21 protein-coding genes are annotated in these 15,085 nt (G+C 68.6%); 16 read left to right on the top strand and 5 right to left on the bottom strand.

Annotated features, from left to right (window positions below; all coding sequences use genetic code 11):
* The first annotated feature begins 18 nt into the window (after nt 1–18).
* The 8 genes from A33M_RS11895 (at nt 19) to A33M_RS11860 (ending at nt 8,556) form a co-directional block, all read left to right on the top strand.
* Nucleotides 19–912, top strand: coding sequence for a hypothetical protein (locus tag A33M_RS11895; RefSeq protein WP_008387400.1), 894 nt, complete (start codon nt 19–21; stop codon nt 910–912).
* Between the two features lie 26 nt (nt 913–938).
* Nucleotides 939–2,186: a P22 phage major capsid protein family protein gene (locus tag A33M_RS11890; RefSeq protein ID WP_008387398.1), complete on the top strand. Its 1,248-nt coding sequence runs from the start codon at nt 939–941 to the stop codon at nt 2,184–2,186.
* 71 nt (nt 2,187–2,257) lie between these two features.
* Entirely contained in the window at nt 2,258–2,452 is a 195-nt protein-coding gene (locus A33M_RS11885) for a hypothetical protein (protein WP_008387396.1), read from the top strand.
* A 3-nt stretch (nt 2,453–2,455) separates the two neighbouring features.
* Entirely contained in the window at nt 2,456–2,869 is a 414-nt protein-coding gene (locus A33M_RS11880) for a hypothetical protein (RefSeq protein ID WP_008387394.1), read from the top strand.
* Nucleotides 2,869–4,284: a packaged DNA stabilization protein gene (locus A33M_RS11875; protein ID WP_040620337.1), complete on the top strand. Its 1,416-nt coding sequence runs from the start codon at nt 2,869–2,871 to the stop codon at nt 4,282–4,284. Before A33M_RS11880 ends, A33M_RS11875 begins: the two co-directional genes overlap by 1 nt.
* A 164-nt stretch (nt 4,285–4,448) precedes the next feature.
* Nucleotides 4,449–5,387, top strand: a complete 939-nt coding sequence (locus A33M_RS11870; protein WP_008387388.1) for a hypothetical protein — start codon at nt 4,449–4,451, stop codon at nt 5,385–5,387.
* On the top strand, nt 5,387–6,643 hold the full coding sequence (locus A33M_RS11865; protein ID WP_040620336.1) for a hypothetical protein: 1,257 nt from the start codon (nt 5,387–5,389) through the stop codon (nt 6,641–6,643). The genes A33M_RS11870 and A33M_RS11865 overlap by 1 nt, the downstream gene beginning before the upstream one ends.
* The gene (locus A33M_RS11860) at nt 6,643–8,556 is read left to right on the top strand and encodes a hypothetical protein (protein ID WP_008387384.1); all 1,914 of its coding nucleotides are present in this window, start codon (nt 6,643–6,645) and stop codon (nt 8,554–8,556) included. Before A33M_RS11865 ends, A33M_RS11860 begins: the two co-directional genes overlap by 1 nt.
* A 4-nt stretch (nt 8,557–8,560) precedes the next feature.
* On the opposite strand, the gene A33M_RS23930 is transcribed toward A33M_RS11860, so the two are convergent.
* Both A33M_RS23930 and A33M_RS23925 read right to left on the bottom strand, forming a co-directional pair.
* Nucleotides 8,561–8,722, bottom strand: coding sequence for a hypothetical protein (locus A33M_RS23930; RefSeq protein WP_157223446.1), 162 nt, complete (start codon nt 8,720–8,722; stop codon nt 8,561–8,563).
* Between the two features lie 101 nt (nt 8,723–8,823).
* Nucleotides 8,824–9,306 carry a hypothetical protein gene (locus A33M_RS23925; RefSeq protein ID WP_157223445.1) on the bottom strand — a complete coding sequence of 161 codons (483 nt, stop codon included), beginning with the start codon at nt 9,304–9,306 and terminating at the stop codon, nt 8,824–8,826.
* A 97-nt stretch (nt 9,307–9,403) separates the two neighbouring features.
* Here A33M_RS23925 and A33M_RS11850 point away from each other — a divergent pair, with 97 nt between their 5' ends.
* The 4 genes from A33M_RS11850 to A33M_RS11835 all read left to right on the top strand — a co-directional run bounded on the left by A33M_RS11850 (nt 9,404) and on the right by A33M_RS11835 (nt 11,450).
* On the top strand, nt 9,404–9,610 hold the full coding sequence (locus tag A33M_RS11850; RefSeq protein WP_040620333.1) for a hypothetical protein: 207 nt from the start codon (nt 9,404–9,406) through the stop codon (nt 9,608–9,610).
* A gap of 2 nt (nt 9,611–9,612) precedes the next feature.
* Nucleotides 9,613–10,179 carry a BRO-N domain-containing protein gene (locus A33M_RS22400; RefSeq protein WP_052027025.1) on the top strand — a complete coding sequence of 189 codons (567 nt, stop codon included), beginning with the start codon at nt 9,613–9,615 and terminating at the stop codon, nt 10,177–10,179.
* Nucleotides 10,180–10,245: 66 nt separating this feature from the next.
* The gene (locus tag A33M_RS11840; protein ID WP_008387379.1) at nt 10,246–10,674 is read left to right on the top strand and encodes a hypothetical protein; all 429 of its coding nucleotides are present in this window, start codon (nt 10,246–10,248) and stop codon (nt 10,672–10,674) included.
* Nucleotides 10,675–10,676: 2 nt separating this feature from the next.
* Complete coding sequence (locus A33M_RS11835) at nt 10,677–11,450, top strand: phage antirepressor KilAC domain-containing protein (protein ID WP_040620331.1); 774 nt, start codon at nt 10,677–10,679, stop codon at nt 11,448–11,450.
* Between the two features lie 57 nt (nt 11,451–11,507).
* On the opposite strand, the gene A33M_RS11830 is transcribed toward A33M_RS11835, so the two are convergent.
* Complete coding sequence (locus A33M_RS11830) at nt 11,508–11,957, bottom strand: DUF4145 domain-containing protein (protein ID WP_008387375.1); 450 nt, start codon at nt 11,955–11,957, stop codon at nt 11,508–11,510.
* 202 nt (nt 11,958–12,159) lie between these two features.
* On the opposite strand from A33M_RS11830, the gene A33M_RS11825 reads away from it, so the two are divergent.
* Nucleotides 12,160–12,357 (top strand): hypothetical protein, encoded by a 198-nt coding sequence (locus tag A33M_RS11825; protein WP_040620329.1) that lies wholly within the window; start codon nt 12,160–12,162, stop codon nt 12,355–12,357.
* On the top strand, nt 12,354–12,584 hold the full coding sequence (locus tag A33M_RS11820; RefSeq protein WP_008387372.1) for a hypothetical protein: 231 nt from the start codon (nt 12,354–12,356) through the stop codon (nt 12,582–12,584). Before A33M_RS11825 ends, A33M_RS11820 begins: the two co-directional genes overlap by 4 nt.
* A 5-nt stretch (nt 12,585–12,589) precedes the next feature.
* Here A33M_RS11820 and A33M_RS11815 read toward each other — a convergent pair whose 3' ends face one another.
* Together A33M_RS11815 and A33M_RS11810 are read right to left on the bottom strand one after the other, a co-directional pair.
* Nucleotides 12,590–12,883 (bottom strand): HigA family addiction module antitoxin, encoded by a 294-nt coding sequence (locus A33M_RS11815; RefSeq protein ID WP_008387369.1) that lies wholly within the window; start codon nt 12,881–12,883, stop codon nt 12,590–12,592.
* 13 nt (nt 12,884–12,896) lie between these two features.
* Nucleotides 12,897–13,181, bottom strand: coding sequence for a type II toxin-antitoxin system RelE/ParE family toxin (locus A33M_RS11810; protein ID WP_040620328.1), 285 nt, complete (start codon nt 13,179–13,181; stop codon nt 12,897–12,899).
* Nucleotides 13,182–13,291: 110 nt separating this feature from the next.
* Between A33M_RS11810 and A33M_RS22395 the strand changes: the two genes are divergently transcribed.
* Together A33M_RS22395 and A33M_RS11795 are read left to right on the top strand one after the other, a co-directional pair.
* Nucleotides 13,292–14,446 carry a hypothetical protein gene (locus tag A33M_RS22395; RefSeq protein ID WP_008387365.1) on the top strand — a complete coding sequence of 385 codons (1,155 nt, stop codon included), beginning with the start codon at nt 13,292–13,294 and terminating at the stop codon, nt 14,444–14,446.
* Between the two features lie 10 nt (nt 14,447–14,456).
* Nucleotides 14,457–14,786: a hypothetical protein gene (locus A33M_RS11795; protein WP_040620323.1), complete on the top strand. Its 330-nt coding sequence runs from the start codon at nt 14,457–14,459 to the stop codon at nt 14,784–14,786.
* Nucleotides 14,787–15,085 lie beyond the last annotated feature (299 nt).

Below are 15,085 nucleotides of genomic sequence, written 5' to 3'. Positions count from 1 at the left end.
TTTTTGTGAGCATGAAACATGGACGACGACGAGAACAACGGGCCGGACCTCCTCCCCGATGAGCTGGCCGACGTGATCGCCGACGAGTCCGAAGGCACCGACAAGGCCAAGAAGGCCGACACCGGCGCCGAAGGGACCGACGACCCCGCCGAGGGCGACGAGGGTGACGGCGCCGAGGGCGCTGGCTCCGAGAAGCCGGACGGCGAGGGCTCCGAGGGCGACGAGCCCGAGGGGAAGGACGAGAACGAGGACAAGCCGGCGCGCAAGCGGTCCGGCTCGCAGCGGCTTCAGCGGCGGCTCGCCGCCGCCGAGGCCGAGATTGCAGCGCTCCGCAGCCGCGTCGCGCCGGACGGGTCGGTGTCCCGCCAGGCCGTCGAAGCCGAGATCGGGCCGCCGCCCCGCGAGCAGGATTTCCACGGCGATCTCGCCGCCTACGACCGCGCAATGACCGTCTACGAGATCGAAGCTCGGCAGACGGTGCGCGACATGAAGGCCAAGGCGCAGTCCGCACAGACGGCGCGCGCCGAAGCGCTTCGTGAGGCGGCCGAGGAGCACATGGAGCGGTGCGAGGCCTTCGCTCGCGAGGTGCCGGACTTCAAGGCAACGCTCGAGAAGAACGCGCATCTCAAGGCCAGCCCGATCATCGAGACGCTCGTGCTCGAGTCGGAGCAGTCCCCGCATCTCCTCTACTTCCTCGCCAAGAACCCGGCCCGGCTCGAGAAGCTGAACCGGATGTCGGAGCGCGATGCCGCCCGCGAGGTCGGGCGGATCGAAGCGTCGCTGTCCCGCCCCAAGCCCAAGACCGAAACCAAAGCCCCGACGCCGAAGCAGCCGCCGAAAGGCGGAGCCACGCCGCGGTCGCCCGACAGCGACTTGAATGCGTGGCTCGCCAAGACCTACGGCAAGCGGTGATCGGGCAGACCTGAGAGCCTTTCGAAATGGCGAACAATCTCCTCACGACCACCATCATTGCGCGCGCCGCCGCGCGCATCCTGGAAAACGAGCTGGTGATGGCCGGCCTCGTCTACCGGGGCCACGAGTCCGAGTTCACCAAGAAGGTGAACGGCTACGAGGTCGGCGAAACGATCTCGATCAAGAAGCCGCCGCAGTTCACCGTCCGCACCGGCGCGACCGTGTCCAATCAGGACGTGGTCGAGGGCAAGATGTCGATGACTGTCGGCACGCAGAAGGGCATCGACTTCGCCTTCACGTCGGCGGAACTGACGCTCAACATCGGCGAGCTGGCCGAGCGCGTCATCCGCCCGGCCATGGTGCGGCTGGCGAACGACATCGATCAGGACGTCATGTCGCTCTACCAGGACGTCCCGAACTGGGTCGGCACGCCGGGTGAGACGGTGAACAGCTTCGCCGATTTCGCCAAGGCGCCGGAGCGCCTCGACCTCGGCGCGGTGCCGACCGACATGCGCTCCGCCGTCCTGACGCCCACGGATCACTGGGCGATGGCCGGCTCGCAGACCGCGCTCTACATGCAGAACGTCGCGCAGAGCGCCTACCGGCAGGGCCGCATCGGCGAGATCGCCGGGTGCGACACCTACCGCTCGCAGAACGCCCCGACCCACACGGTCGGCACCAAGGCGGGGACGCCGCTGGTGAACGGTGCTGCGCAGAACGTCACCTACGACGCGGTGAAGAACACCGAGGCGGTCGGCGGCATCCAGGACCTCGTGACGGACGGCTGGTCGAACAGCTCGGCCGTGCTGAAGAAAGGCGACGTCTTCACGATCGCCGGCGTCTACGCGGTCAACCCGGTGACGAAGGCGGTTCTTCCGCACCTTCAGCCGTTCGTCGCCCGCGCCGACGTCACGTCCTCGGGCGCCGGCGCCGCCACCATCTCGATCTCGCCGGCGATCATCACGTCGGGCGCCTTCCAGACGGTCAGCGCGGCTCCGGCCGACAACGCGGCAATCACCGTGCTCGGCTCGGCGTCGACCGGCTACGCTCAGAACCTCGTGTTCCACAAGAACGCCTTCGCGCTCGCGATGGTGCCGATGGTCCGACCGCCGGGCGCGGTCGATGTCAGCCGCGAGAGCTACAAGAGCCTGAGCGTCCGCCTGATCCCGTATTACAACGGGTCGAACGACGTCAGCTCCTACCGCCTCGACGTGCTGTACGGGAAGAAGACCGTGGACGAGCGCCTCGCCACCCGCCTGAGCGGCACGGCGTGACCTGATCACGACGTGACAAGGGGAGGGGCTTCGCCGGCCCCTCCTCGTCTTTCCCCGAGGGACCTCTCGACATGACCGACGACTTCCCGCGCTGGGGCTATCGCGGCCCCGAGGCGCAGATCTTCCATGGCCCGATCCCCGAGGGCTGGTCCGACCGCCCGGCGCGCGGCTTCCACCCGCACGACGTCGAGCGCGGCATTCAGCCCGAGCCCGAGCCCGCGGCCGAGCCCACGGCCGCGCCGAAACCCAAGGCGAAGAAGGGCTGACCGATGGCGGCGACCTTCTCCCGGCGCGACCTGATCGACCAGGCGCTCGCGAACCTCGGCGTGCTCGCCGCCGGGCAGACGCCCGAGGCGGAGGACGTCGACCGGCTCGACCGTCTGGTCGATGCGGTGATGGCGGACCTCGCCGCCCGCGATGTCGCGTGGGTGCCGTATCCCGGCGAGCTCGGGCCGCTCGGCGGAGAGATCGACCCGGCGCAGTTCCTCTACCTCGCCGCGATCCTCGCAGACGCGGGCAAGGGCGCATTCGGCGTCGCCGCCGATGCCTCGATCTACGTGCTGCGCCAGCAGGCCGAGGAAGCGCTGCGCACGATCGGTCGGCCGCCCGAGACCCGCCGCACGCTGCGCACCGATCCGATCTTCCGCCTGGGCTCCCACGGGCGTCGGCGAGGGGGCTGGTGATGGCGCAGATCGTCTTCCCGACCAGCTCGAGCCCCGGCGCCCGCCCGCAGGAGAGCGGCGGCCGGCTCGTCAACTGCTTCGCCGAGCCGCTGTCGAAAACCGCACCGAGCGACCGCGTGATCCGCCGCGTGCCGGGACTCGCGCCCTGGGGCACGACCGTGCGCACCGGCTTCCGAGGCGCGACCGAGATCAATGGCATCCTCTATTCGGCCTGGGACGGCCACCTCGTGAAGCACACGGCGGCCGGCGGCGCCGGCACCGAGGTCGGCACGCTCAACGGCGACCTGCCGGGCTTCTTCGCCCGCAACAACGCGACGACGCCCGACCAGGTGTTCGTCGACCCGGACGGCAACATCGCCACCTTCACCTCGACCGGCGTAACGAACGGCTACCCCAGCGCAAACCTTCCGAGCGCGTCGTCGGTCACCTCGATCGACGGCTATCTGGTGTTCGGGCTCGGCGACGGGCGGGCGTTTGCGACCGGGCTGAACACGACCAATGTCGACGCCCTGTCGTTCGCCAAGGCCGAAGCGCGGCCCGACGGCATCGTCCGCGTGATCACCTTCGGCGACCTCCTGCTCTTCATGGGCAACTACACCACGGAGGCGTGGACCGACGTCGGGGCGACGCCGTTCCCGTTCCAGCGTTCGACCGTCATCACCCGCGGCCTGATCGGCCCCTATGCCGTCGCCGGCTTCGAGGATCAGTTCTCGCAGGGGCTGTTCTGGGTCGCCGAGAACTCCTGCGTCTACCGGCTGTCCGGCTACCAGCCCGAGAAGATCAGCCCCCCCGACCTTGATCGTTTGATCGAGGCGGTCGAGGACAAGCGGAGCCTGCGCGCCTGCGCCTACATGGCCGGCGGACATCCCATGTGGGAGCTGTCCTGCCCGGCCTGGACCTGGGTGTTCGACATCACCACGGGGTTCTGGCACGAGCGCGCGCGCTACCTCGGCACGCGCTCGCGCATCGATCAGGCCTTCCCGGCATTCGGCAAATGGCTCGCCGGTGACGCCACCGGCGCCGGAGCGGTCGGAAAAATCGACATCGGCACCCGCACCGACTTCGGTTCGCCGCTGCCGATGCGCGTCGAGTCCGCCCCGGTCGGCGCCTTCCCGCAGCGTGTCCGTGTCGCCCGAGCCGATTTCCATTTTGCGGTCGGCACCGGTCAGGCCGCAGGCCTCGACCCGATCCAGACCGACCCCGTCGTCGAAATCTCGTGGACCGATGACGCCGGCGTGCGCTGGTCGAACCCGCTGCGCCGCTCGCTCGGCCGGCAGGCCGAGGGCGACAACGAGATCACCGTCCGCAACACCGGCGTCGCGTCCCGCTACGGCCGCCGCTGGCGGCTCGACATCTCCGACCCGGTCTATGTCGGGCTGATGGGCGGGACGATGACGGCCGATCCCCGAGGCTGACCATGCCGACCGCCACCACCCCCCCGAAGCCGCTCCCGCCGCCCTCCGTTCCGCTCGTCGACCCCGCCACGGGGCGCCCGACGCGCGAGGGCTACGAACTCCTCAAAAGCATGCACGCGCTGCTCGCGGCGCTCCGCAACGAGATCCCATAAGGTACTGAAAACATGGGGATTTTTGACATCTTCACCGGCGACTCCGCCAAGGAGGCCGCCGAGCAGAACGCCGCGCTCTATGCGCAGTACGGCCGCGACGCACAGGGCTATCTCGACACCGGACAGGCGGACGCGCTCGGCGCGATCTCGTCCGGCGAGACCAAGGCGGCCGACGCGATCACGTCCGGAACGACCTCGGGCGTTAACGCGATCAATTCGGGCCTGTCGAACCAGATCGGGGCGCTCGACACCGGGCTCGCCAATGCGAACACGGCCTATGGAAACGCCGTCTCGGCCTATTCTCCACTGACCGACCTCGGCAGCAAGTACGGCTCGGCGACGTCGCTTTATCTCGACGCCCTCGGCGTCAACGGCGCCGATGCCGCGGCCGCGGCGCAGAGCGCCTACACCGAGAGCCCCGGCTACCAGTATCAGGTGGATCAGGCGACCGACGCCGCTGCGCGCAAGGCCGCGAGCCTCGGGCTCGCCGCCAGCGGAAACACGCTCTCGGCGATCTCGTCGCAGGCGCAGAACATCGCGAACACCGAGTACAATTCCTACCTCGACCGCCTCGCCGGCTTCGTGAACCCCGAGCTGTCGGCGACCTCGGGCGCGGCGTCCGGCATCGCCGGGGCCTACGGCCAGCAGGCCGGCACCGCGACGACCGACGCGGCGAACCGGGCGAGCGCCTACGGCACGGCCGCGCAGAACACCGCGAACCTCTACGGCACCGAGGGCACGAACCTCGGCAACCTCTACTCGGGCAACGCGAACACCACGGCCGGCATCTACGGCAACACCGCGCAGAGCAAGGCGAACGTCGCCGGCAACGTCGCGAGCGGCACGGCGAACAGCAACACCGCCGCGGCGAACGCCGAGATGCAGGGCTCCGGCGCCTTCTGGGGGGCGCTCGCGAACCTGGGAAAAGCCTTCGTGACGGGGGGTAAGTGATGGCGATCAACCCGTTGCAGCTTCCGCGCTGGGCCGACGTCCCGCGCGTCGACTTCACGCCGCTCGGCGACATCGGGCAGGCGATCGCCGATCGCCGGCAGCGCGAGCGTCTCCAGGAAGCCGCGGCAGCGTCGACCGGCCCGGACGGGCAGATCGCCCTCGGGCAATTCGGCGCGCGCGCGCTCGCCGCCGGCGACGTGCAGGCGGGCCTCGCGGCGGCCCGGATCGCCGAAGCGCAGGCCGAGCGCGAGGCGACGGGGGCGCGGGCCGACCGTGCCGCTGCCTCTCTCGACGCCTACCGGCGCCAGTCGCTGGAGCTTCAGCGGCAGGGGCTCACGCGCCCGACCGACGAAATGCGCGAGTACGAGTATGCTCGTTCGCAGGGCTTCGAAGGCACGCTGTCCGACTGGATTCAGCGCAAGCGGGCCGGTGCGGGCGAATACGGGTTGCAGCCGGTGTGGGGCCGAGACGAACAGGGCAACCCGGTGATGATGCAGGCCGGCAAGTCCGGCGCGGCGATCCGGACCCAGCTTCCGCCCGGCGTCACGCTGTCCGGCAAAGAGCCGATCAGGATGGATGCGGGGACGCACTTCATCTTGATGGATCCGCTGACCCGGCAGGTGATCGGGCAGGTGCCGAAGAACATCGAGGGCAAGGAGGCGGCCGAGGAGCGCGGCAAGGCGATGGGGCAGGCACAGGCAGCGCTGCCCAACACGCTCGCGAAGGCAGAACAGACGGTCGGGCTGATCGACGCCATGATCAACCACCCCGGGCGCGAGACGGCCACCGGCATGTCCCGCTGGGTCGACCCGCGGAACTACGTCCCGGGGACCAACGCCACCGACTTCGCGACCCGCGCCGACCAGTTGCAAGGCCGCACCTTCCTCGAGGCGTACGAGGCGGTCAAGGGCGCCGGCGCCATCACCGAGGTCGAGGGCACCAAGGCCGAGCAGGCGATTGCGCGGCTCAATCGCTCGCAGAGCGATGCCGAGTATGTCGCGGCCCTGCGCGAGCTGCGGGGCATCATTTCGACGGGCATGGAGCGGGCGCGGGCGCGCGCCGGACAGTCGGCGGGCGCTCCGGCAATGTCACCGGGTGCAACGCCGAGCCCGGCCGTTGCAACGAACCCGGGCCGAGGTGCAATCCAGCCCGTCGCCCCCGCCAGGGCCGCGCCGCAGGTCGGCGCCGTGCAGGACGGCTGGCGCTTCATGGGCGGTGACCCCGCCCGGCCCGAGAGCTGGCAGAGGGTGCGCTGATGGCCGGACCGTGGGAGCAGTACCAGCAGGCGCCCGCCGATGGGCCGTGGAATGCCTACCGGCGCGAGCCGCAGATGGAGCCTGTGCAATCCAAAGGTGCCCTCGGCTACGTGGACGATGCGGTGCGCGCTGTCGCCAACGGAGTGACCTTCGGGTGGGCCGACGAACTGGCTGCGAAGGCGGATGCTGTGCTCGGCCGCGGATCCTACGGCGAGAACTTGAAGCGCGAGAAAGCCCGGACTGAGGCGATCCCCGATCCGCTCCGCATTCCCGGCGAGATCGTCGGTGCGGTTGCGGGATCTGTCGCAGCGGCCCCCGTGCTCGGACCGATGGCAGCCGCCGCAGGCGTGTCGAGGCTCCCGCTCGCTCTCCGCTCGGCGACCGCAGGAGCGGCCGGCGGCGCTGCGTTCGGCGCCGGCGAGGCCGAGCCGGGCGAGCGAATGGTGGGCGCTGCCCAAGGCACTGTTCTGGGCGGCGCGCTCGGCGGCGCCGCGCCTTACATGGTTCGCGGCGCCGGGGCACTGGCGGGCCGTGTCCAAGAGGCAGTCTCGCCGCGAGCGAATGTCGCGGCCGATCTTCGCCGCGCCATCGCGCGCGATGCCGACACCCCCGAGGCGCTGATGCAGCGCGCGGCCGGGTTGCAGACCGTCCGGCCCGGGGTCGCCAATCTGGCCGACGCCGGGGGCGAGAATGTTCGTGGCATCCTGGAGCGCGTGGCGCAGACGCCGGGCGCGGGCCGTACCACCGTCGTCCCATACCTGACCGGCCGCCAGCAGGGACAGGCGAACCGGATCGCGAACGACCTCCGCGGGCTCGCCGGCGCGCACCAGTCCGCCCGTCAGGCGATCGACGAAGTGATCGCGAGCCGCAGCGCGGACGCCGCGCCGCTCTACCGTGCCGCCTACGAGGCTGGTGACCGGCCGATCATCACGCCGGGCCTGGAGGCACTGACGGGCTCGCCCGCCGTGACCCGGGCGATGGCGAACGCCGCGCGCAACGGCCAGGACCGGGCGATCGCCGATGGCATCGGCGCATTCCGTCCGGGCGTGACCGTCACCGAGGACGGCCGGGTGCTGTTCGGCCACGGGCCGGCCGGCCCGCCCGCCTATCCGAACCTGCAGCTTTGGGACTACACGTACCGCGAGCTGCGGGATGCCGGCGCCGAGCTGACCCGACAGGGCCGCAACAGCCAGGGCGCCGCGCTGACGCAGATCGCGGCCCAGATGCGCGACGAGCTCGACCGCGCCGTGCCCGAGTTCCGGTCCGCCCGGCAAGCGTGGGCCGGCCCGAGCCGGTTTCTCGAAGCCATCGAGGAAGGGCGAGCAATCACCAGGGCGTCATCGGAAGAGCTGATCCCTCGCCTGGGCGCGATGTCGGAGGCCGAGCGCGAGGGCTTCCGTCTTGGCGCCGTGTCGGAAATTGTCCGACGCATGGGCAGCGACCCGGCGCGGCTCGGCGACATGACGAAGTACCTCCGGTCGCCGGAGATGCGGGCGAAGATCGCCGCCATCATGCCGACGCCCGAGGCCGCGCAGGCGTGGGCGCGCCGGCTCGATTTCGAGGTGGATGCGTCCGGGATCACCGGCCGGTCGCTCGGCAATTCCGCGACCGCCCGGCGGCTCGCCGAGCAGGCGGACGCTCAGGGCATCGTGGGCGATCTGGTGATGGACGCCATGACCGGCGCACACGGCGCGAGCATGCTCCGCCGGGTTCTCGGCACCGGGCCGCGATGGCTGCGCGACACGTTGCGGAGCCGGGCGGATGGGCTGCTCGCCGAGATCCTTACTGACCCAGCCGCAGCCCAGCAGCTTCGGCCGATCCTCGATCGAGTGCGGCAGCGGCCCGCCGCCGTGACGGACCGCACCGCGGCCGGTGCGGCAAGTGGGGCAAATGCCGCATTCAGCGGGCGCTAGGGCGTCACCAGACCCGCCAGAGGATGAGAAGTAGGATGACTGGAATGCTGATGAGCGACGCCAACGCGACGTTGATCGCCCATCGAAGATTTGCGACAGCTTCCTGATACTTGGCGTGGCGGAAGCCGTCTCTGACGATGTCCGGCTGATATTCGTCGTCCATCATTCCCTCGCTCGCGCCCACATGCCCTCGTTCAGCGCCCACAGAATGCCGAGGGTCACGGCGGCGACGACAATCGAGGCGAGCGTGCGGGTCATCGGGACATCCTAGAACGGAATTTCGTCGTCGAGGGAGGTCTCCCGCCCGCCCTTCTTTCTCTTCCGGCTGCGTTCCGCATCGTAGGCCGCCGAGGCCCAGTCCGGAACAGGCGACGTACCGAACCCGATCAGGTCTCCGCTGTGATCATACATGGTCGCCTTCCCGGTGCCATCGATACGAGCATTCGTGCCGTCACGCATTGTGAACTGAAGCTCGCCTTCGCCGAAGTTGATCCCGCTCACGAGAGGGTGGTCGACGAGAACTTCGCGAGCAGCGTCGCGGAGAGATCGAATATCGGCAAGACGAGCGACAAATCTGGAAATGATAGCCTCGGCCGTATCGCGGCTTTTGAGCGCTTCATCTAAGAGCCGCCGGACCGCTTCGACTTCAGATTGAAAACCCATTGCCTTTTGAAATTCGAGGACACGTTCCACCAATTCAGAAGGGAGAACGTAGACACGCCTCTGTGCCTTATCTTTGCCTTCGGTCATGTCACAGCCCTTACATCCAAATTTAACATCGCACGGGCTTGACAGGTGGATCAATTGACAGAAGAGTGTGCATGTAAATGTCAATCAAGGTGACACTATGGATGCATACAAGAAGGTGCGCGAGTCGAAGGGCAAGCCCACGAGGGTGGTCATCCTCATGCCCACCGACGAGGTGAGGGCGATCGACGACTGGGCAATTCCGGCAGGGCACCTCAACCGCACGTCTGCTTTCCGCCATCTGCTCCAGGTCGGCCTCGATGCGGTAAAGGCAACGGCGACGGCTGCTGCCGAGCAGAGGGCTTGATCATGGCCCAGAGCATCAACCCGCTCTTGTTCGAGGGCGAGCACCTCGTCCGCACGGTCGAGATGGGCGACGAGTTCTGGTTCGTCGGCGTCGACGTGTGCCGGGTCCTGGGGCTCAAGAACCCCAGCGACGCGATCGAGAGGCTCGACGACGACGAAAAGGGGGTCGTTACTACCGACACCCTTGGCGGCCCGCAGGCCCTCAACGTGCTGTCCGAGGCCGGCGTTTACCGTCTCGTCTTCACCTCCCGGAAGCCCGTCGCCGAGCGGTTCAAGCGATGGCTCGCCCACGAGGTGATCCCGAGCATTCGGAAGACGGGGGCCTACACGGTCCAGGGCGAGGTTTGTCCCCCGCCACCCCCGCCGGAGAAGCGACCATTTCCCGACTGGCCGCTCGACGAGATGCGGACCAAGCGGGGCGTCGTCGACATGTACCGGATGCTCTACGGCTGCATGGCGGCGCAGTGGGTAAGCCCGCAGCTCGGCTTCCCGTCACCGCCGCTCGAACTGGTCGAGCACGGGCGCCAGTACACTTTCACTCTCGTCCCGTCGCAGGACGGGACCGTCTGAATGAAGCGGGCCGCCCGGGACTGCCATCCCGAAGCGGCCCATCACCCGGAACAAGGATCTGACGGCATGAACCAGGCTGAAAGCTATAATAGCACAAGTCCGTCCCGCCGCATCTTCCTCCGCGGCATCGCGGCCATCCCGACCGTCTCCGCCATCGGGCTGCCCGACTTCCTCGCCGATGCCGACCTCCTGATGCTGGGCAACCAGCTCGACGAGGCGCGGGAGGTCGAGAAGGCCGCCTATGCGAAGTGGGAAGGCGTCGACACCCCGGAGGCCGACCGGGAGATTTCGGAAGCCTTCGAGGGTGTCAAGGCGGTCGTCGCGCAGATCGAGCGCATCCCGGCCACGACGAGCCACGGCATCAAGGTGAAGATGCGCGCCATCGGGTGGTGCCGCGGCGACGAGCCGTTCGAGGGCGATCCGATCTACTCGCGCTCGACCGACGTTCGGCTCGCGCTGTCGATCTACAACGACCTTCTGGCGATGGGGGCGTGACGATGAACGAGATCAACCCCTTCCAGTTCGAGGGTCGGAACGTCCGCCTGATCGACCTGACCGGAGAGACGTGGTTCGTCGCCACCGATGTGGCTCGGGAACTCGGCTATCGTGACGCGGCCGACCTCGTCCGCACCCTCGATGCCGATGAAAAGGGTACGCACAATCTGCGTACCCTTGGCGGCGAGCAGGAGGTCGCCATCATCTCCGAGCCCGGCTTGTACCGGGCGATCATCCAGCGCCGGGCGAACAAGAAGCACGACCACAGCCTGACGGAGAAGATCGGCCGGTTCCAGCGCTGGGTGTTTCACGACATCCTGCCCTCGATCCGGAAGACCGGCGGCTATGGTGAGGCCGATCCGATGAAGGCGCTCGCGGACCCGGCGGCGCTGCGCGGCCTGCTGCTGACCTATTCCGAGAAGGTGCTGGCGCTGGAAGGCGAGGTGGCCGAGTTGCGGCCCCAGACCGACGCGCTCGACCGGATCGCGACGTCGGACGGCAGCCTGTGCATCACGGACGCCGCCAAGACGTTGCAGGTGCGCCCGAAGGACCTGTTCACGTTCCTGCGGCGGAACGGCTGGATCTACGCCCGGCCGGGCGGCAGCCAGGAGGTCGCCTATCAGAGCCGGTTGGTGAGCGGTGACCTCGAGCACAAGACCACGACGGTGACGCGCTCGGACGGGTCCGAGAAGACGGTGACGCAGGTGCGGGTGACGCCGCGCGGGCTCACCAAGCTCGCCAAGATCCTGCCGCCGGTGGCGAGCAGGGTCGCGTAACCGGTCGCGCCGCGGACCACACGGCCACGCTCGCCAGCAGCACGGCGAGCCGGCCGGTCACGGCGCGTCCAGCCAATCGACCTCCTCGCCCCGGCGTTTCTTCACCATGGCGGGGAGGGTGAAGAGATACTGCAGGACCATGTCGGCGAAGTTCCGGAGGTCCATCAGCTCGTCACGCGAGATGGCGTCCTCCTCGTGCACCGCGCCGTTGCCGAGCACGCGAATGTGGTCCGACCAATCGGCAATGTCGGCGGTCAGCTTCCCCGCCGCCGCGAGCTTCTTGGTTCGTGCGGCGAGGGGGCCGGTGGTCGCGGGGTCGACCTTTCGGAGTCCGACGTCGAGCGCCTTCCGGTACATCGTGCCGGCGGCTTCCTCGTTGCCCTCGATGTCGAGGTTGCGCTCGGCCTGGAGGTAGATCCTGGCAACGTCCTTCGGCAGCAGGTCCGGCACCTTCGGGGCGGGCGGCTTCGGCCAGAAGTCGACGATGTGCCAGCCGTTTTGCAGCACGTCTGCGTTCGACTTCAAGAGGGTTTGGAACCCGTTTCTCTGAGACACGGACCGGGGCCGAACCGTGGCGCCGGACGGCAGCTTGCATCGGGGGCAGACGAGGTTGACGGACTGTGCCCAAGCGTTGACCGCGGTGCCCGAGGTGATCTGTAGTGCTATATTTTTGACCCTGCAATGAGGACAGGTGAAGGGCAGAAACGCCATGGATGTTCGTTCCGAGATGCAGCGCGCCGAACTCGAAATTCGGGCGGCGCTGGCCGGCTCGCCGGGGCAGGCGATGTCGGACCTGATGCAATGTTACGACAGCCGCGAGCCGGCTGAAAAGGACGCGTTCGTGGCCGCGCTCATCGGCCGGCTCGCCACGACGAAAAGCTTGGCCCGGAATAGGAGCGCGGCGTGATCGACATCAGGCACCAACTCACGGCACGAGAGATCGGCGCCGTCGCGGCGGCCAATTCGATCGCCGAACAGTTCGAGCGGAACGGGGGCCAACTTCGTGACCTGTTCGCGGCGCTCGCCGGACTCGTCTGCTCGGCTGACCCGCGGGTCTGGGACGACTGCCTGACGGCGCTCGAGCAGCACCCGCAGATCAAGTCGCCTGGACCGCTCAACAGAACCGCACCGTAGCGGCCTCACGCGGCGCGCGTCTCGATCTTGGCGAGTTCCGCCTGCTTCGCCTCCGCCTCGATCGTGAGGTCGTAGGACGTCTGCATGTTCATCCAGAACTCGGGCGTGGTGGCGAAGTACTTCGCGAGCCGCAGGGCCGTGTCCGGCGTCATCGCCGTCTCTTCGGCGGCGAGGCGCTCGATCCGGGTGCGCGGAACGCCGAGATGCTTGGCGAGGGCTCCGGCGCTCATGTCGAGCGGGAGGAGATATTCCTCTCGGAGAATTTCGCCGGGGTGAACCGGGGGCAGAATCTTGGTCATCGCGACCTCCTCGTCACCGATGGTAATCGACGATCTCGACTTGCTCTGGACCGCCATCGGTCCACACGAAGCAAATGCGCCACTGGTCGTTGATCCTGACGGAATGCTGCCCGGCACGGTCGCCCACCAGGGCCTCGAGGCGGTTGCCCGGCGGTGACCGGAGGTCGTCGAGCCGAAGGGCGGCGTTCAGCATCGTGAGCTTTCGCACGGCCCGGCGAGCCAAGTCCGCAGGGAATCCCTTCGGCGACTTTCCGGCCGCGACGGCTTTCGTCAGGTCTCCTCGAAACGATCGGATCATCGCCGCCCCCTATCTATGTATCATGGCATGATACAGAGGCGGGCGCAACAGGAATGTATCACGACGTGATACAGCCGGAGCGATAGCCGGCCCTTCTGTAGGACCCCAGCATGAATCGTCTTCTCGCGCTCGCCGCGCTCGCCGCGGCGGTGATCGGCATTGCCATGCCGGCGCACGCCGCCGGCACCATTCCGCTGTCGCTCTCGCAACAGTTCGACACCCGCGGCGTTCCGCTCGGCGGCTGCAAGCTGTACCTCTATCAGGCCGGCACCACCACGCCGCAGTCCGCCTATGTGGACTCGGGGCTCACGATCGCGCTCCCGAACCCACTGGAATGCGACGCCTCCGGCCGGCTGCCGCAGTTCTTCCTTGCCGATGGCTCGGTGAAGGTCCGCCTCGCCGACAAAGCCGGCGTCACGATCCTGGCGGCCGATGGCATCCTCGTGATCGGCCCCTCGGGCGGCGGCGGCGGCGGATCGACCGTCGACCCGGGGACGGTGGCGAGCACGGGCGACCTCAAGGCGCGGTACAGCACCGGCCCGATCTCCGGATGGGTGAGGGCCAACGGACGCACGATCGGCAGCGCGACCTCGGGTGCGACGGAACGCGCGAACGCCGATGCACAGGCGCTGTTCGAGTACCTGTGGAACACCGACGCGAACCTGACCGTCTCGGGCGGGCGGGGCGCGAGCGCGAATGCGGATTGGCTCGCGAACAAGACGATCACGCTTCCCGATGCCCGCGGCCGGGTGATTGCCGGGCTCGACGACATGGGCGCCACGTCCGCGGCTCGGCTATCGACGCTGGCGAGCACGACGCTCGGAACGTCCGGCGGAGCGCAGACGGTAGCGCTCGCGAAAACACAAATGCCAGTCCTCAATTACACGCCGGCAGGGTCCGTCTCGGTCGTCCTCTCGCAAACGCCGCACGGGCACGGGATCACCGATCCGGGGCATACCCACTACGTGAATGATCCTGGGCACGGACACGTGACATCGGGCGGCGGACTGCGCGTCGGCGGCGGACAGGTCGGCGGCGGAACTGGCGTGTCCTACTCGTGGGACCAGCCGCTCCCCGTGGTCGCGTCGCTGACCGGTATTTGGCTCTCGCCGAGTGGAACCGGGATCAGCGTGAATGGAGCAAACGCCAACATCTCCGTCAGCTCCGCGACGTTTTCTGGGGCAGCGGCGAATGTGGGCGGATCGGCGTCGCCTGTCTCGCTGATTCAGCCGACCATCCTCGCCACGATCTATCTCAAGCTCTGAGGGCCGAGCCATGATGCAAGGCACGCTCGAAGCCGCGTCGAACGCGGCCGACTGGCGCGGCGACGTCGAGCTGACCGACCCCGGGACCGGTGATCCGCTCGACCTAGCCGGCTACACGATCGAGCTGTTCGTCTGCCGGCCCGAAACCCCGAAGTCGCCGCTCGTCTCGTCCGTTCTGACCGTGACCGGGCTCGGCACTGCGCAATGGGACGTCCCGGCGGCGACCATGGCGACGCTCTGCGCCGGCACCTACGCGGCGTTCGTCCGCCTGACCGATCCGAGCGGCGGAAAGGACACGCTATTCGCCGGCCAGCTCCCCGTGATCGAGGGTGGTCCGTGATGGCGCCCGCTCTGAGACTGCGCCTGTCGGCGCCGCGGGCGACCTTCCGGCCGACGCCGCGGGCTTCGTTCTCCGCTCGGATCGGGCCGACGTTCCGGTCCGCCGTGGGTGAAGCCGGGATCGGCGTGTCGCTGGCGCACGGCGTCTGGCACGTCGCCATCACCTCGCCGAACCTGATGGCGCTGCTCCCGCTCGAACCGCAGGCCAATCAGCTCGCCTATTACACCGGACCCGGCGGGGCGAACCTGACCCCCCCCCCCCCCCCCCCCCCCCCCCCCCCCCCCCCCCCCCCCCCCCCC

It is taken from the genome of Rhodovulum sp. PH10 (genome assembly GCF_000293785.1).
Classification (GTDB): Bacteria; Pseudomonadota; Alphaproteobacteria; order Rhizobiales; family Xanthobacteraceae; genus Rhodoplanes.
The sequence above is the reverse complement of the archived record's forward strand: the minus strand, read 5'-3'. Positions and strand labels throughout refer to the sequence as shown.

What these genes read in the sequence shown, in the direction of transcription:
- A33M_RS11895 (WP_008387400.1), top strand. Translation starts at nt 19, where the DNA reads ATGGACGACGACGAGAACAACGGGCCGGACCTCCTCCCCGATGAGCTG.
- A33M_RS11890 (WP_008387398.1), top strand. Translation starts at nt 939, where the DNA reads ATGGCGAACAATCTCCTCACGACCACCATCATTGCGCGCGCCGCCGCG.
- A33M_RS11885 (WP_008387396.1), top strand. Translation starts at nt 2,258, where the DNA reads ATGACCGACGACTTCCCGCGCTGGGGCTATCGCGGCCCCGAGGCGCAG.
- A33M_RS11880 (WP_008387394.1), top strand. Translation starts at nt 2,456, where the DNA reads ATGGCGGCGACCTTCTCCCGGCGCGACCTGATCGACCAGGCGCTCGCG.
- A33M_RS11875 (WP_040620337.1), top strand. Translation starts at nt 2,869, where the DNA reads ATGGCGCAGATCGTCTTCCCGACCAGCTCGAGCCCCGGCGCCCGCCCG.
- A33M_RS11870 (WP_008387388.1), top strand. Translation starts at nt 4,449, where the DNA reads ATGGGGATTTTTGACATCTTCACCGGCGACTCCGCCAAGGAGGCCGCC.
- A33M_RS11865 (WP_040620336.1), top strand. Translation starts at nt 5,387, where the DNA reads ATGGCGATCAACCCGTTGCAGCTTCCGCGCTGGGCCGACGTCCCGCGC.
- A33M_RS11860 (WP_008387384.1), top strand. Translation starts at nt 6,643, where the DNA reads ATGGCCGGACCGTGGGAGCAGTACCAGCAGGCGCCCGCCGATGGGCCG.
- A33M_RS23930 (WP_157223446.1), bottom strand. Translation starts at nt 8,722, where the DNA reads ATGATGGACGACGAATATCAGCCGGACATCGTCAGAGACGGCTTCCGC.
- A33M_RS23925 (WP_157223445.1), bottom strand. Translation starts at nt 9,306, where the DNA reads ATGACCGAAGGCAAAGATAAGGCACAGAGGCGTGTCTACGTTCTCCCT.
- A33M_RS11850 (WP_040620333.1), top strand. Translation starts at nt 9,404, where the DNA reads ATGGATGCATACAAGAAGGTGCGCGAGTCGAAGGGCAAGCCCACGAGG.
- A33M_RS22400 (WP_052027025.1), top strand. Translation starts at nt 9,613, where the DNA reads ATGGCCCAGAGCATCAACCCGCTCTTGTTCGAGGGCGAGCACCTCGTC.
- A33M_RS11840 (WP_008387379.1), top strand. Translation starts at nt 10,246, where the DNA reads ATGAACCAGGCTGAAAGCTATAATAGCACAAGTCCGTCCCGCCGCATC.
- A33M_RS11835 (WP_040620331.1), top strand. Translation starts at nt 10,677, where the DNA reads ATGAACGAGATCAACCCCTTCCAGTTCGAGGGTCGGAACGTCCGCCTG.
- A33M_RS11825 (WP_040620329.1), top strand. Translation starts at nt 12,160, where the DNA reads ATGGATGTTCGTTCCGAGATGCAGCGCGCCGAACTCGAAATTCGGGCG.
- A33M_RS11815 (WP_008387369.1), bottom strand. Translation starts at nt 12,883, where the DNA reads ATGACCAAGATTCTGCCCCCGGTTCACCCCGGCGAAATTCTCCGAGAG.
- A33M_RS11810 (WP_040620328.1), bottom strand. Translation starts at nt 13,181, where the DNA reads ATGATCCGATCGTTTCGAGGAGACCTGACGAAAGCCGTCGCGGCCGGA.
- A33M_RS22395 (WP_008387365.1), top strand. Translation starts at nt 13,292, where the DNA reads ATGAATCGTCTTCTCGCGCTCGCCGCGCTCGCCGCGGCGGTGATCGGC.
- A33M_RS11795 (WP_040620323.1), top strand. Translation starts at nt 14,457, where the DNA reads ATGATGCAAGGCACGCTCGAAGCCGCGTCGAACGCGGCCGACTGGCGC.